The sequence below is a fragment of the Streptomyces daqingensis genome (genome assembly GCF_014645895.1).
In the GTDB taxonomy this organism is placed as follows: domain Bacteria; phylum Actinomycetota; class Actinomycetes; order Streptomycetales; family Streptomycetaceae; genus Streptomyces; species Streptomyces daqingensis.
On sequence record NZ_BMMP01000004.1, the window covers coordinates 98,595 to 112,886 of the forward strand.

General features: G+C 73.4%; 11 protein-coding genes. 3 read left to right on the forward strand and 8 right to left on the reverse strand.

The features are described 5' to 3' along the window. Positions 1-27 precede the first annotated feature (27 nt). Together purU and IEY56_RS07535 are read right to left on the reverse strand one after the other, a co-directional pair. Entirely contained in the window at positions 28-972 is a 945-nt protein-coding gene (gene purU, locus IEY56_RS07530) for a formyltetrahydrofolate deformylase (protein WP_189036325.1), read from the reverse strand. A 112-nt stretch (positions 973-1,084) separates the two neighbouring features. After that, positions 1,085-1,531, reverse strand: coding sequence for an SCO4402 family protein (locus IEY56_RS07535; protein ID WP_189036326.1), 447 nt, complete (start codon positions 1,529-1,531; stop codon positions 1,085-1,087). Positions 1,532-1,898: 367 nt separating this feature from the next. On the opposite strand from IEY56_RS07535, the gene IEY56_RS07540 reads away from it, so the two are divergent. Further along, positions 1,899-3,215 (forward strand): ABC transporter substrate-binding protein, encoded by a 1,317-nt coding sequence (locus IEY56_RS07540; protein WP_189036327.1) that lies wholly within the window; start codon positions 1,899-1,901, stop codon positions 3,213-3,215. A gap of 66 nt (positions 3,216-3,281) precedes the next feature. On the opposite strand, the gene IEY56_RS07545 is transcribed toward IEY56_RS07540, so the two are convergent. The 4 genes from IEY56_RS07545 to IEY56_RS07560 form a co-directional block, all read right to left on the reverse strand. Then, positions 3,282-4,985 carry a hypothetical protein gene (locus IEY56_RS07545; protein WP_229711727.1) on the reverse strand — a complete coding sequence of 568 codons (1,704 nt, stop codon included), beginning with the start codon at positions 4,983-4,985 and terminating at the stop codon, positions 3,282-3,284. A 136-nt stretch (positions 4,986-5,121) separates the two neighbouring features. After that, the gene (locus IEY56_RS07550) at positions 5,122-6,525 is read right to left on the reverse strand and encodes an NsdA family TPR-like regulatory protein (RefSeq protein ID WP_189036328.1); all 1,404 of its coding nucleotides are present in this window, start codon (positions 6,523-6,525) and stop codon (positions 5,122-5,124) included. 350 nt (positions 6,526-6,875) lie between these two features. Beyond that, complete coding sequence (locus tag IEY56_RS07555; RefSeq protein WP_189036532.1) at positions 6,876-7,862, reverse strand: alpha/beta fold hydrolase; 987 nt, start codon at positions 7,860-7,862, stop codon at positions 6,876-6,878. A 525-nt stretch (positions 7,863-8,387) separates the two neighbouring features. Then, positions 8,388-9,089: an iron-dependent transcriptional repressor DtxR gene (locus IEY56_RS07560; RefSeq protein ID WP_189036329.1), complete on the reverse strand. Its 702-nt coding sequence runs from the start codon at positions 9,087-9,089 to the stop codon at positions 8,388-8,390. A gap of 198 nt (positions 9,090-9,287) precedes the next feature. Here IEY56_RS07560 and IEY56_RS07565 point away from each other — a divergent pair, with 198 nt between their 5' ends. Continuing rightward, on the forward strand, positions 9,288-10,049 hold the full coding sequence (locus tag IEY56_RS07565) for an SIS domain-containing protein (protein ID WP_189036330.1): 762 nt from the start codon (positions 9,288-9,290) through the stop codon (positions 10,047-10,049). Positions 10,050-10,103: 54 nt separating this feature from the next. Here IEY56_RS07565 and IEY56_RS07570 read toward each other — a convergent pair whose 3' ends face one another. Then, a complete protein-coding gene (locus tag IEY56_RS07570; RefSeq protein ID WP_229711699.1) occupies positions 10,104-11,675 on the reverse strand; it encodes a PAS domain-containing protein in 1,572 nt (523 codons plus the stop codon). Positions 11,676-12,058: 383 nt separating this feature from the next. Next, positions 12,059-12,721, reverse strand: coding sequence for a pyridoxamine 5'-phosphate oxidase (pdxH, locus tag IEY56_RS07575; RefSeq protein ID WP_189036533.1), 663 nt, complete (start codon positions 12,719-12,721; stop codon positions 12,059-12,061). 460 nt (positions 12,722-13,181) lie between these two features. On the opposite strand from pdxH, the gene IEY56_RS07580 reads away from it, so the two are divergent. Next, the gene (locus tag IEY56_RS07580; protein WP_189036332.1) at positions 13,182-14,282 is read left to right on the forward strand and encodes a citrate synthase 2; all 1,101 of its coding nucleotides are present in this window, start codon (positions 13,182-13,184) and stop codon (positions 14,280-14,282) included. Positions 14,283-14,292 lie beyond the last annotated feature (10 nt).

Genomic DNA, 14,292 nt, shown 5'->3' on the forward strand with positions numbered 1-14,292 from the left:
TCCCGCTGCGGAAGGCCGCCTCGCGCGTCAGGTGAAGACGACGGTGCGGTGCCCGTTGAGCAGCACGCGGTGCTCGCTGTGCCACTTCACAGCCCGGGCCAGCGCCTGGCACTCCACGTCCCGGCCCACGGCGGCCAGTTGTGCCGGAGTCGCCTCGTGGCCCACCCGCTCGACCTCCTGCTCGATGATGGGGCCCTCGTCGAGCGCGGCCGTCACGTAGTGCGCCGTCGCGCCGATCAGCTTGACGCCACGGGCGTGCGCCTGGTGGTAGGGCCGGGCACCCTTGAAGCTCGGCAGGAACGAGTGGTGGATGTTGATGATCCGCCCGGGCAGCTGCTTGCACAGGTTGTCGGAGAGGACCTGCATGTAGCGGGCGAGGACGACCAGTTCGACGTCCTCCTCCTCGATCAGCCGCAGCAGCCGCGTCTCCGCTTCCTGCTTGCTCTCCTCGCTGCCCTTCTCCACGGGGACGTGGTGGAAGGGCAGGCCGTATGAGCCGACGAGCTCGGCGAAGTCCATGTGGTTGGAGACGACGGCGGCGACGTCCACGGGGAGGGCGCCGCTGCGCGCGCGGAACAGCAGGTCGTTCAGGCAGTGCCCGAACTTGCTGACCATCAGGACCACGCGCATCCGCTGCGCGGCGTGGTGCATCTGCCAGTCCATCTGGAACGAGTCGCCGATGGCCGTGAAACTCGCCCGCAGCTTCTCCACCGGCACGCCCTCGTCCGCCGAGAAGTGGACGCGCATGAAGAAGAGCCCGGTGTCGTGGTCCCCGAACTGCTGGCTGTCCTCGATGTTGCAGCCCGTCATGAACAGGTAGCTGGAGACGGCGTGGACGATGCCCTGCTTGTCGGGGCACGACAGCGTCAGGATGTACTGCTCCCGCTCCCCTTCACCGCCGCCGTCGGCGGGTGCGGGCTCCCGGGCGGAGGGGGTGTCGGCGGAGGCGCTGTCGGCGTGCGGCTTGCTCATGGGTAAAGACTGGCACACCGTCCGCAAGCACCATCAACCGTGCTCCCGCGAAGCGGCGCGGGAGCGTCAGGCGTTAGGCGTCAGGCGTCAGGCGTCAGGCGTCAGGCGTGCCCTAGACGGAGTGCAGCATGATCGCCAGTACGTCCAGCGAGCGCGGCGGTTCGTCCGGGTCCTCGGCGTCGTTCGTCGCCAGCCGTACGTGCGCGTCACGCGCCGCGCGTACCGCTTCGGGCCAGCCGTGGTGCTCCATGTAGGAGACGACGGGGGCGTCCGCACCGACCTGGTGCATGATGCGCAGCACCCGCAGCACCGCTGTGTCGACGAGCGCGGCCTCCTGGGAGTCGCGGAAGATCGTGCCGACGTACTTCTCGGCGGACCAGTTGTCCAGCCAGGTGTCCTCGACCAGCCGGTACACGGCGTCGGTGACGTCGCCGTAGCCGGGACGGCCGGTCGCCCAGCATTCCTGCTGGAAAACGGGGTCGGAGAGCATGTGCAGCGCCGAACGCACGTTGCTGCGCCAGCGCCACCAGGGCATGTCATGGACGGGCATGCTGCCCATGGTGGTGGAACGGGGGCCGCGACGGGAACCCCTCGCGGAATCTCGCGGTGACCGGCCCTGCCGGGGAGGCACCTCGCCGGCCCCCGGCTCTCCGGTTCCCGCCGGGACGGGAGCGCCTTCCACGGGAGCGGCCTCCACGGATGCCTGCTCCACGGGAGCGGCCTCCGCGGGCGCCTGCGGAACGGGCCCCTGGAGCGGTACCTCCGGGGAATCCCACCCGGGCTGCGCTGATCCTTGCTGCATGGTCATCGACCATACGTTCCCCTCCAAAGCGCCCGACGGACGGCCCCGCTGTTCACCACGGCGTCACTCCCGGTTGGCCGTCGGTCGCCCGTGCGTTACCTCCCGCCCGGCATCGTGCCGACGCATGAGACCCAGGCGCCGATACGCCCTCCTCAGCACGGCCGCCTCCGCCGCCGTCTGCGCCCTGCTGGCGAGCGGCTGCGGAACGGCGGGCTCCGCGACGGCGGACGAGGACACCGTCACCGTCATGACCTGGGCGCCCCAGGGCACCAGCGCCACCGACATGCCGGGGATGCCGGCCATGGCCCAGGCGTACGCGCGGTGGGTCAACGCCCGGGGAGGCGTCGACGGCCGCCGCCTGAAGGTGCTCACCTGCAACGACCGCAACGACACCGTGCGGGCGGCCCGTTGCGCGAGCCGCGCCGCGAAGGAGGAGGTCGTCGCGGTCGTCGGCTCCTACAGCCAGCACGGCCGCTCCTTCATGTCGGCACTGGAGCAGGCCGGCATCCCCTACATCGGCGGGTACGGCGTTGCGCACCAGGAGTTCAGCAGCCCGCTGTCGTATCCCGTCAACGGCGGACTGCCCGCACTCGTCGCGGGCAACGGCCGCCAGCTCGCTGCCGGCAACTGCTCGCACGTCTCGCTCGTGAGGCCGGACACCAGCGCGGGGGACCAGCTTCCGCCGCTGCTCGACGCGGGCCTCGCCGGCAGCGGGGCGGGCCGGGCCACCGACGTGCGGGCGCCGGAGGGGGCCTCCGCGTACGCCCGGCAGGCGGGCCAGGCCCTGAAGGGCGCCGGGGACGGGGACGGAAGCGGGGCCGGGGACGGCGACGCGGGGCGGGCCCGCTCCGGAGGTTCCGGCCCCTGCGTCACCGCGGTGCTGGGCGGGCGCACGGACGCCTTCTTCGACTCGTTCCGGCGCCTGCGGAAGGACGTTCCGGGCATACGGACGGCGTCCGTGCTCGGCAGCGTCCGGCAGTCCCTGATCGACCGCACCGGCGGACGCCGCAGCCCGCTGGAGGGCGCCTACGCGACGGGCTGGTACCCGGCGGCCGACGACCCGCGCTGGGCCCCGATGAGGAAGGTGATCGACGAGCACGCCTTCGGCGACGACCGCGTTGACGGCTCCGACCCCGGCGTGCAGACGACGTGGGTCGCGTACACCGTGCTGCGACAGGTCCTCGAGTCCCTCGGCGGCGAGGCGCCGACGGCCGAGTCGGTACGGCGTGCGCTCGACCGGGGGGACACCGTCGCGACGGGCGGGCTGACCCCGGAGCTGAACTGGGGCTACGACAACATGCTCGCCGCCCGGGACTTCCCCAGGATCGTCAATGCGAAGGTGACGTACCAGCGAGTGCGGGAAGGACGGCTCGTGGCCGTCCACAAGGGCTTCGTGGACGTGGAGGAGACCCTGGAGAGCGGAGCCGCCCCGGCCTCGTGAACCGCCTTGCACCAGGGCGGCGTCAACGGGACCGCGGCCGCGCCGGGAAGGGCTCGCCGCAGGGCGTCAGAGCTGCCCGAACTGCCGTTCCTTCAGGCCGTACTTCTTGGCCGTGGGGTTCCACAGTCCGGCGGCCTTCTTCTTGGCGGCCGTCGCCTGGCCGCTGGCACGCGTACCGGCACCCGTGTGCGCGGTGACCCGGGCCTTGCCCTTGCGGCAGCCCTTCTTGCCGGCTGTCTGGTCGGCCCACGCCGCGTAGTGGTTGTCCGCGGCGGCCGAGGACTTCCACGCCCGCGTCAGTGCGGCCGTCAGCTCGCCGCTCGCGGGGAGTTCGTCGGTCTTCAGCTTGCCCAGCCGGGCGACGAGGCCGTTGCGCTGCCCGGCCGCTGCCCGCAGGTCGTCCGCGGCCTTGCCCAGCTTCTTGCAGGACTTGATGTTCTCGACCGAAGTCACCACGGTGGCACGGCTGTTGTTGCTGTCCGCGAGGAGCTTGTCCAGCTCCCGGGCCTGCGCCTCGGCCGGGTCGGGAGCCGCGGGAGCCTTCTTCTCGTCGGCCTTCTGCTCGTCCTGGCCGGAGGGCGCACCGCTCCTGGCCTCCTTCTCGCCCCCGCCGCTGAGCGCCGCCCCCGCCGCCATGCCCACGGCCGCGACGATGACGACGCCGGCCGCGATGAGGGCGACGGGCGAGGTGAGTCTGGAGGCCGGTCCGCGCTCCGCGTTGCGGCGTGCGGCGCGTCCCGCTGCGGCCGGGGGGCCGGCCGGGGCTCCGGGACCGCCGGGCACGGCGGTGGGGCCGGGACCGCCGGAGCGCTGGCGCGTGGCGGCCCGGTCGAAGATGGGAAGGCTCTGCGTCGAACCGGGTTCGCCGTCGCCACCCGAGGGGCCGGGTGTGTCCGAGCGGAAGAGGCTGTCGAACTCGGCGGGTGTGGTGCGCTGTTGCTGCGCTCCGGCGCCCGGGGCGGCCGCGTACGCGCCGGCTCCCTGTGGTCCCGCCGCGCCCCCCGTCTCGGGCGGCAGGGGCGAGCGGAGCATGGTCGTCGCCTCCGGGTCACGCGGCGCCTGACCGGTCTGGGGCGGCAGCATCTGCGTCGCGTCCGCCGGCCCGGCGGGCGGAAGGTGGCCGGGCGGGAGATGCCCGGACTGTACGTCGGGGACGGGCGGTATGTACTGCGTGGCGTCGGCGTCGCCGACACCCGCAGGGGCATGCGGCGGCTGGACGGCGGCCGCGTAGGGCTGGGCCGGCGCATCGTGCACCGGCGGTACGAGCTGGGTGGCGGCGGCGTCCGGCCCGTACTGCTGGACCTGCGGCAGCGCGTCCGGAACGTCCGGCTGCGGCATGGGGCCGGGGCTCTGCCCGCCGGGCACGGGCAGCGGCCCGGGCTGCGCGAGTGGCGGCTGCTCCGGGGGCATCGGCGGTGCCTGCGCGGCCGGCATCGGGGGCGCCTCGGGTACGGGCATCGAAGGAGCCTGCCCGCCCGGCATCTGAGGCGACTGCGCCGGCATCGGGGGCGACGGCGGCTCGGGAGGCGCGTGAGCGGGCGGCGGAGGCAGCGCCGCGGAGTTCTCCCCCGCCGCCACGGCCGCCTGCGACGCCGCTGCCTGCGACTCCGGCCCCCAGGGCTGGCCCCACGGCTGTCCCGCCGGGGGCTGGACCTGCGACTGGGCGACCTGGCGCTGCTGTTCGGGGGTCCACGGGTCGCCGTTCGCCGGCAGCACGACACCCTCGTAGAGGGGCTGGTCGCCCTGTCCGCGTCCGCTCTGCGCTGTCACCGGGGCTCCTCGATCAACCTGGCTACCGGAATCGTCGGGTCACGCTACCGGGTAGCCCGAAGGGAGTACCACGCGGTGGAAGTGGCGACACCAACCCTTCACCTCAGATATGACGCGGATACGGACGAACCCGCACTCAGGCGACTCCCGTTCCGGCCGCCGACCGTTCCAGACGCGCCGCGAAATCTCCGACGACCGGCACCTTCACAAAAGGCGCAAGTTGCCGCCGGAGGTTCGCCGCGTACTGGGAACTGCGCCCGGAACGGAGGGAATCGAGTAGGTTCACGGCCTCCGCCCCCGCCTCGCAGGCGTGTTCAAGCTCACGTCTCCGCACGTGCGCGGAGGCGAGCAGGAACAGCCCGATGGACCTGCGCCGCACGAGGTGCTCCGGGTGCCCGGCCAGCGCCGTCCGCACCTGCGCGACGGTCTCGTCCGGCTGGCGCAGATCGCTGTGGCAATGGGCGAGTTCGCCGGCCAGATAGGCCCGGTCGAAGTGTGCGATCCACTCCGGGTCGCCGCCCGGCTCGCCTTCGGCTTCGGCGCGGTCCATGGCGTCCGCCGCCTCACCGCACAGCCTGGCGCACTCGGCGGCGTCCCCCGTCAGGGCGTGCCCGCGCGCCTCCGCCGCGTGGAAGAGCGCCTCGACGCGCGGGGTCGCATGCCCACGCGCGCCTTCCTGCGCGGCGCGCGCCAGCTGCGCGACCTCACGCGGGTTGCCCAGGGAGGCGGCGAGCTGGCTCATCCCGGCGGCCAGGACGTACCCGCCGTAGGCCCGGTCCCCGGCCGCCTGCGCCATGCGCAGCGCCTGGATGTAGTAGCGCTGCGCCAGGCCGCTCTGCCCGGTGTCGACGGCCGTGTACCCGGCGAGTTCGGTCAGACGTGCCGCCGCCCCGAACAGGGCGCGTCCCACCGCCTCCGTGCAGGAGCCCGCGAGCAGCCCGGACACCACGCTGTTCAGGTAGTGCACGACGAGCGGACGTACGTGGCCGCCCCCGAAGCGGTGGTCGAGCTCGGCGAGGGAGTCGGTCGTCGCCCGCAGCGCCGCGACGTCGGACATGCCCACGCGGGGACCCGCACTGCGGGCCACCCGCGCGTCCGGGGGCGTGATGAGCCAGTCGCGGCTGGGTTCGACGAGGGCGGAGGCGGCGACCGGCGTCCCGCTCATGAAATCCCGGCGCCCGACGTCGCTGCGCCACAGTTCGCACGCCTGCTCCACGGCGCCCAGCACCGTCGGCGCGAAGTGCAGGCCCACGCCCGAGGCGAGATTCCCGCCCGCGGCCATGCCGATCTCGTCCAGCGAGACCGTGCGGCCCAGCTGCCTGCTGAACGCCTCGCACACGACGGCGGGGGTGCGTCCGCGCGGCTGCTGCCCGCGCAGCCACCGGGCGACGGATGTCTTGTCGTACCGCAGATCCAGGCCCTGTTCCGCCCCGCAGAGGTTGACGTGCCGCGCCAGCCCCGCGTTGGAGAACCCCGCCTCCTGGATGAGGGTCTGCAGCCGTTGGTTGGGCTGCCGAGCGACCAGCGGCCTTGCGGCCATGGGACCTCCCCGAAGAGACACCGATGATCAGTCCTGGACATATGCCCCTGACTCAGTCGATGCAGCACTTCCCCACTCATTGCACCGCAGTGGGACTTACCCGTGCACGCCGGGCTCGTACGCCTGCGCCCCCACGCTTGTGCCTGTGCGCCCTTCGGCAGGAGGGTGTGCGCCACGGCGGGCTGCGGCGCCGCGGCCCGGCCGGCCCGCACTGAAGGCACCTCCGCCCACCCTCGGCAACCCGCTCCCACGCCGCCGGTCACGTCTCACGCCCGCCCGGGACGCGCCGGTGCCACCTCTCGCCCTCCGGCGCCACCGTCGGCCCCGGCGCCGGCGTACGCCGCGCCTCGTCAGCTGACGGCCGGGTGTGCCGCGTGCAGGAACGGTTCGACGACGCGCCGCCAGTCGGCGGGTCTCTCCAGATGCAGAAGGTGGCCCGCGTCGGGCACTTCCGCGTAGATGCCGCGGGGCAGGACGCGCACCATCTCCTGCGCCTCCGCACGGCCGAGTTCGCCGTCGATACCGCGTACGACGAGCGTGGGGCAGACGACCCGGGCGAGTTCGTCCCAGTGCGCGTCGTGCACCCACGCCTCCCGCACCGCGAGCATCTGCCTCCGGGAGAAGACCGGCTCCCAGCCCGCCTCTCCCTCCGTCATCACCTCGGCGAAGAAGTCACCGCGCGACGGAGCCGGACGCTCCAGCGAGGGGTCCTCCTCGCCGAACCACTTGCGGACGTCCGCGAGCGTGGCGAACGGCACCGGCCAGGAGTCGAACCACTGCCGCCACTCCAGCTGCGACCGCGCGCCCAGCGCCGACGCCTTCATGTCGCTGATGACGAGCGCGCTCACGAGGTCGGGGCGCTTGGCGGCGAGCTGCCAGGCCGTCAGCGCACCCATGGAGTGCCCGACGACGGCGAGCGGAGCGAGACCGAGCTGCTCGACGGCCGCCTCGGCGTCCTCGACGAACGCCTCGCGCGCGTACGGGTCTTCGAGGTGGACGGGGCTGTCGCTGCGGCCGTGGCCCCGCTGGTCGAGCGCCACCGCGCGGTAACGGCCGGAGAGCCAGCGCGCAGTGCCCGCCCAGTGCGCCGCGCGGCCCATCAGCCCGTGCAATAACAGGACGCCCTTGGGGCTGCCCGGACCGCTGCCGGCGTCCCTCTCGCCGGCACCGTGCCGGGCCTCCGCCACGTTCGCGCCTTCGCCGTCGCCGCCGCTCCCGCCGGGGCGCGGCCCCTGCGCGGGGGGCGGCCCGCCGGGGGCGCACTTGGGCGGGTCCGCGAACTCCCAGGCGGCCAGGCGGATTCCGTCCGCGCCGGTCACGTCCGTACGTCGCACCATGAGTTTCGGCACCCCCAGTCCTTCCGTCCGCGCAGCCACGCTATCGAACTTCTATTCGAACGCGCCGAACCCTGGGAGAAACCCCTACTTTCGAGTGACTGCGCTCAGGGATTGATCGCCGAGGCCGCGGGGAGACACTGACCGGGAGGAGGGTCGACCCTGAGAGCTCGGGGCTCCGGGTCGCTCCCGGGGGATAAGGGGAGGCGGGGCCCCGGTCGCCGACGGCGCCGGGGCCCTTGTCACGCCCCGCGGCACATCGCGCGGACCGGGAGCCCGCCCCGGCGGCGTTTTCGCGTCCCGCCCGGTCCTCCCGGTTCGGCGACTCCATCGACGACACCCCTCCCGTCCGCACACGCGTGGACACAGAGTGTCACGCATCGAACGCAGGCACCCGGCTTATCGCCACTCTCGTACCCCCGGGGCGCTTTGGGAAGATGCTCCGCTTTCGGCCGGACGCAGCCCGCACCGGACGCGGCCCCGGAGAGAACGGCCGAGCCCCCGGGCCGCTCCGCCTCCGGCGTGCTCTCAGCGCCGCGCCACGAACACGTGCGCGGCGATGTCGGCGTCCAGCTCGGCCGCCTCGCCGCTGCTGCCGATCTGCACGCTGCCGGCCGCTCCGGTGTGCACGCTCACCACCGCGCCCGGCTGCACTCCGGCCCGGCGCAGCGTGTACATCAGCTGCGCGTCGGTCTGGATGGGCTCGCCGATGCGGCGCACCACGACGGTCTTGCCCTCCCCGTCGCCGTCCGTCCGCAGGTCCGTCAGGCTCACCATGCCGTCGTCCAGGAACGACTCGGCCTCCGCCTCCTCCCCCAGCTCTTCCAGGCCGGGGATGGGGTTCCCGTACGGGGACTCGGTGGGGTGCTGGAGCAGTTCGAGGACGCGGCGCTCGACCGCCTCGCTCATCACGTGCTCCCAGCGGCACGCCTCGGCGTGCACCTGCTCCCACTCGAGACCGATCACGTCGACCAGCAGACACTCGGCCAGCCTGTGCTTGCGCATGACGCGGGTGGCCAACCGCCGTCCCTCTTCGGTGAATTCGAGGTGCCGGTCACCGGCGACCTTGACGAGGCCGTCCCGCTCCATGCGCGCCACCGTCTGACTCACGGTCGGACCGCTCTGGTCGAGGCGCTCGGCGATACGGGCACGCATGGGAACGACGCCTTCCTCCTCCAGCTCCAAGATGGTGCGGAGATACATCTCCGTGGTGTCGATCAGTGCGGACATGCGTGCCCCTCGTCGAATCGGTGCAGTGACCCCTCCCGCAATTCTGACGCATCGGAAGGACAAGCGTCCCGCCCAGGAAAGGATGCTGACTTGACAAGTGGCTGATTCGGACCTCAGCGTGACCGCGACGCTACCGGGGGCCGGTCGAGGCCCGCACACCCGCGTCCGGACGGGGGCGGGCCGAGGGGGAGGAACCCTGTGGAGACGACCGAGACGACGGCACCGGCGAGGGACTTCTTCACCGCGGCGACGGCACTGCTCGGAAAGGTCGCGGACGCCGAGGCGGAGAGCATGGCCGCCGCGGGAGCCCTGCTGGCAGGCACGGTCGCGGAGGGCGGCCGGGTCTTCGCCTTCGGCGCGGGCCACTCCTCCCTCCCCGCCCAGGACGTCGTCTACCGGGCCGGCGGCCTGGCGGTCATGAACCTGCTGCCCGTGCCGGGGGTCGTCGGTGTGGACGTACGCCCCGCCACGCTCGGAAGCGCGCTGGAGCGCGTGGACGGGCTCGCGACAGCGGTGCTCGACGCCGGTCCCGTCCGGGAGGGCGACCTGCTCTTCGTCATCTCCCTCTCGGGGCGCAACGCGCTGCCCGTGGAGATGGCCGAGCACGCCCGTTCCAAGGGGCTGAAAGTCGTCGGCGTGACGTCGGTGGCGTACGCGCGGCAGACGACGTCGCGGCACTCGTCGGGAACGTTCCTCAAGGACCACTGCGACGTCGTGATCGACTGCCACATCGCCGTGGGCGACGCGGAGTTGACCGCCGAGGGCGTCACCGGGGCCTTCGCGCCGGCGTCGACTGTCGTGACGAGCGCGATCATGCAGGCCGTAGTCGCCACCGCTGTCCGCACGCTCGCCGCGCAGGGCGGCGAACCGCCGATGCTGCGCTCGGGGAACGTGGACGGGGGCCACGCGTGGAACGAGGCCGTCATGACGCGCTACGCGGACCGCATCTTCTACAAGTGACCCGGCCCCCGGGACGCCCGCCGGCGCGCCGCGTGAGGCGTGCCGGGGTCGTTGTCACCGGCGGCGGGCCAGCTGTGCCAGGTCCACCGCCGCCGCGATGCGGACGGCGATGTCCTCGGCGTACGCCGCGTCGGCACGGTCGAAGGACCGGCGGCTGGAGCCGCGCAGCAGCGTGACGACGCCCAGCGTCCTTCCCCGGCTGCGCAGCACCGCGCACAGTCCGTGCAGCGTCCCCTCTGGCCACTTGCGGGCGGCGGCCCAGCCCTCCAGCACGCTGCCGCCCTCGCCTGCTCCCTGGCCGCCGTCCTTCGCCGCCCGTCCGGGGAAGGCCCGGGCGGTCGCGGCGCCGCCGACGCTCGCCCGGACCGACCCGCACCGCTTGAGCGCCTGGAGCGCAGGGTGGTTCTCCGCGTAGCTGACGGGGATGCCGCACGGCAGCCCCTGCTGGTGGCCCGAGACCGGGTCCGGCGCAGGGGAGGCAGAGGCCGGGGTGGCCGCCACCCGCACCAGGCGGGGCGGTCCGGCTTCCGCGCTGTCGTCGCCGGCCGCTCCGCGGGCGGCGTCGCCGTCCGGCTGCCCGTGCTCCCCGTCCTCACCGTCGCCCGCGCCGTCGGAGTGGAGGACCAGGTCGAGCAGGGCATGGTCGGCGAAGCCCGCAAGGGCGAAGTCGAGGTGGATCGTCGCCGCCTCCATCGGGTCCTCGCACTCCGAGGCCGCGCGGGCCGCCCGGTGGAGCTGGTTGTCGCGGAAGCGCAGCCGGGCCGCCTCCTGTTCGAGGCGCTTGGACTCCGTGACGTCCTGGAAGAGCCAGGCCACGCCCAGCGGGGCGGGCTCCTCGGCCAGCGGCGACGACAGCCGCAGGAAGCCGCTGCGCCAGCACCGGCGCGTGCCGCCGGAGCCGCCTTCCTGGTCCTGCTCCCGGTCGGAGCCGCGCGCTGAACGCAGGGTGACCCAGATGTCGGACGGCGTGGTCGGCGGCCCCTCCGCTAGGACGTGCTGCAGCGCGCCCTCCAGCTCCTCGACGCCGTGGTCGATCAGCTCTCCCAGGGGGCGCCCGAGCATCGTCGTGCGCGAGACGCGGAAGGCGCTCGCGGCGCTGACGTTGACCACGGCGGGACGCAGATCGGCGTCGACCAGCACGACGCCCCAGGTCGCCTCCTCGAAGAGTCCTTCGCTGAGGGCGATCGAGCGCTCCAGGTCGATCTGCGCGTGCACCTCGCTGAACGCGCAGTACACCCCCGTCGGCCTTCCGTCGGCCCCGCTGACACCGGACGACTGGGTGCGGACGAGCACCCGGCCGCCGTCCTTCTTCAGCAGCGCGAACTCGTGGACCTGCCGGCCCGGCGCGTGCATGGCACCGAGCAGCCGCGCCTCCACCTGCTCGGCGTCCGCCTCGCGGACCGCCCAGCCCGCGAGCCCCTTGCGGCCGACGGCCTCCTGGTGCGTCCAGCCGAGGATGCGCTCCGCTTCGCGGTTCCAGTGCGTGACGACCCCGTCGGCGTCGAACGCGCAGAGAGCGGCGTCCATGCCGTCGAGGAGGGCGGCCAGCAGCAGCTCGTCGTCCGGGCCGTGCTTGTCGTCGCCGTCGGACGAGGAGGCGGCGTGAGTCTTGAATTGAGCGGACAACTGGGCACCCCCACTTGAACGCGCCGGGAATGACTGCCGCGTGCTGCGCGTACGGATCATTCAACTCCTGCGTGACGCAGCGCACACGCCGTTCGGCGAACTTCTCCCAAATCGTTGCCGCCCCGAAATCGCTTGCGGCCTCCGCCGGGGCTGCCTAACGTGCGGTGCACACGAGAAAGGAGGTGATCCGGTAGATGTTGCACACCCGGACGCGTGAGGTGGCTGCGGCCTAGGCCGACGCCACAGTGTGACGCCGGCACGCCGGCCGATCTCCAGCAGTCACCCGGCCCGTGGGCTCGTCGGACTCGTCCGACCGGCGCCGTTCGCCACCGGCGAGCGGAGCAGCCCACGGGCCGTCTGCGTTCCGCACGCTTTCCGCGGGCCTACGGGCAGAGCCGCTCGACCCTCCAGGACGCGCCCTCCCCGGACTCACCGCCCGCACTTTCCGTGCCGCCGCCGGTACGGACGTAGCGGAGCCGGTCGTGCAGCCGGTTCTCCCGTCCCTGCCAGAACTCGACCGACTCGGCGCTCAGCCGGTAGCCGCCCCAGCCGGGGGGTGCGGGGACGTCCTCCCCCTCGGGGTAGCGGGCGGCGAGCTCGGCGTAGACGCGGTCGAGTTCCTCCCGGGAGGCGACGGTCGAGGACTGCTCGCTCGCCCAGGCCCCGAGCTGGGAGCCGTGCGGGCGGGTGCGGAAGTAGGCCGCCGTCTCGTCCCTGCCGATGCGCTCCGCCCTGCCCGCGACGATGACCTGCCTGGCGATGGGGTGCCAGGGGAAGAGCAGGGAAGCGTACGGGTTCTCCAGCAGCTCCCGGCCCTTGCGCGAGCCGTAGTTGGTGAAGAAGACGAAGCCGCGGCTGTCGTACTTCTTCAGCAGCACCGTGCGGGAGCTGGGCCGCCCCCGGGCGTCGGCCGTGGAGAGGACCATCGCGTTGGGCTCGTGGAGCCCGCTCGCCACCGCGTCGGCGAACCAGCGCGTGAACTGGCCGTACGGCTCCGGCGCGAGCTCCTCCTCCAGGAGCCCCTCGGCGCGGTAGCGGGCCCGCATGGCGGCGGGGTCGAGGATGGTCAGCGGCGTGTCTCGGGCTGCGTCATCGTGGGCGTCGGGCACGCACTCATCTTGCAACACCGCTTCCGGGGCCTCGCAGCCGCGTACGCGCCGTCGGCTCTGGCGAGGGCCCGGGGTCGCCGGCGGGCTGAGCGGGCCGTGTGCCTGAACTCACCCTTCCCCGCCGGACGCGCGCCCCGGAGAATCGTTTGCCGTGCCCGCGTCGTCCGCCGCGCACTCCGGTCGCGGCCTTCGGCCGCCCAGGGCCGGGTGAGCGGCCGTCCGGACGGGCATGACCACGGGGGCGACACGGTCCGCGAGCCGCGGCGGCAGTGGAACCGGCGCCCCGACTTCGAGCAGTCCAGGACCGGCAGCCGCGCCGCCCTTCGGGGCGGATCCGCTTCCGCGTCGCCGAACCGCCGGCAGCACCGCCTGTCGGGAACCCCTGAGGAGCCGCCTGATGTCCGACTTCGTACCCGGACTCGAGGGAGTCGTCGCGTTCGAGACGGAGATCGCCGAACCCGACAAGGAGGGCGGCTCCCTGCGCTACCGGGGTGTGGACATCGAAGACCTCGTGGGCAACGTGTCGTTCGGCAACGTGTGGGGCCTGCTGGTCGACGGGGGCTTCGACCCGGGGCTGCCGCCGGCCGAGCCGTTCCCGATCCCCGTCCACTCCGGGGACATCCGCGTCGACGTGCAGTCGGCGCTGGCGATGCTGGCCCCCGTGTGGGGCCTCAGGCCGCTGCTCGACATCGGGGAGGCCGAGGCCCGCGACGATCTCGCCCGCGCCGCCGTCATGGCGCTGTCGTACGTCGCGCAGTCGGCACGCGGGCAGGGCGTTCCGATGGTGCCGCAGCGGGAGATCGACAAGGCCGAGACGGTCGTCGAGCGCTTCATGCGGCGCTGGCGGGGCGAGCCCGACCCCAAGCACGTCGCCGCCGTCGACGCCTACTGGACGTCGGCCGCCGAGCACGGCATGAACGCCTCGACGTTCACCGCCCGCGTCATCGCCTCCACCGGCGCCGACGTCTCGGCGGCGCTCTCGGGTGCGGTGGGCGCGATGTCCGGGCCGCTGCACGGCGGCGCGCCGTCCCGGGTGCTCGGCATGATCGAGGAGATCGAACGCACCGGGGACGCCGAGACGTTCGTGAAGCGCCAACTGGACCGCGGGGAACGGCTGATGGGCTTCGGACACCGCGTCTACCGCGCGGAGGACCCACGGGCGCGCGTGCTGCGTCGCACGGCCAGGGAGCTGGACGCGCCGCGCTACGAGGTCGCGGAGGCCCTGGAGCGGGCGGCACTGGAGGAGCTGCACAACCGGCGGCCCGACCGGGTGCTGGCGACGAACGTGGAGTTCTGGGCGGCGATCGTGCTCGACTTCGCCGAGGTGCCCGCGCACATGTTCACGTCCATGTTCACCTGCGCCCGCACGGCCGGCTGGTCCGCGCACATCCTTGAGCAGAAGCGCACGGGACGGCTGGTGCGGCCCTCGGCGCGCTACGTGGGGCCGGGGCCGCGCGAACCCCGCGAGATCGACGGATTCGGCGACGTGCGGCACTGAGGCCGGCGCC

Coding starts and splice junctions, on each gene's coding strand:
- purU (WP_189036325.1), bottom strand. CDS start 972: ATGAGCAAGCCGCACGCCGACAGCGCCTCCGCCGACACCCCCTCCGCC.
- IEY56_RS07535 (WP_189036326.1), bottom strand. CDS start 1,531: ATGGGCAGCATGCCCGTCCATGACATGCCCTGGTGGCGCTGGCGCAGC.
- IEY56_RS07540 (WP_189036327.1), top strand. CDS start 1,899: ATGAGACCCAGGCGCCGATACGCCCTCCTCAGCACGGCCGCCTCCGCC.
- IEY56_RS07550 (WP_189036328.1), bottom strand. CDS start 6,525: ATGGCCGCAAGGCCGCTGGTCGCTCGGCAGCCCAACCAACGGCTGCAG.
- IEY56_RS07555 (WP_189036532.1), bottom strand. CDS start 7,862: ATGGTGCGACGTACGGACGTGACCGGCGCGGACGGAATCCGCCTGGCC.
- IEY56_RS07560 (WP_189036329.1), bottom strand. CDS start 9,089: ATGTCCGCACTGATCGACACCACGGAGATGTATCTCCGCACCATCTTG.
- pdxH (WP_189036533.1), bottom strand. CDS start 12,721: ATGCGGGCCCGCTACCGCGCCGAGGGGCTCCTGGAGGAGGAGCTCGCG.
- IEY56_RS07580 (WP_189036332.1), top strand. CDS start 13,182: ATGTCCGACTTCGTACCCGGACTCGAGGGAGTCGTCGCGTTCGAGACG.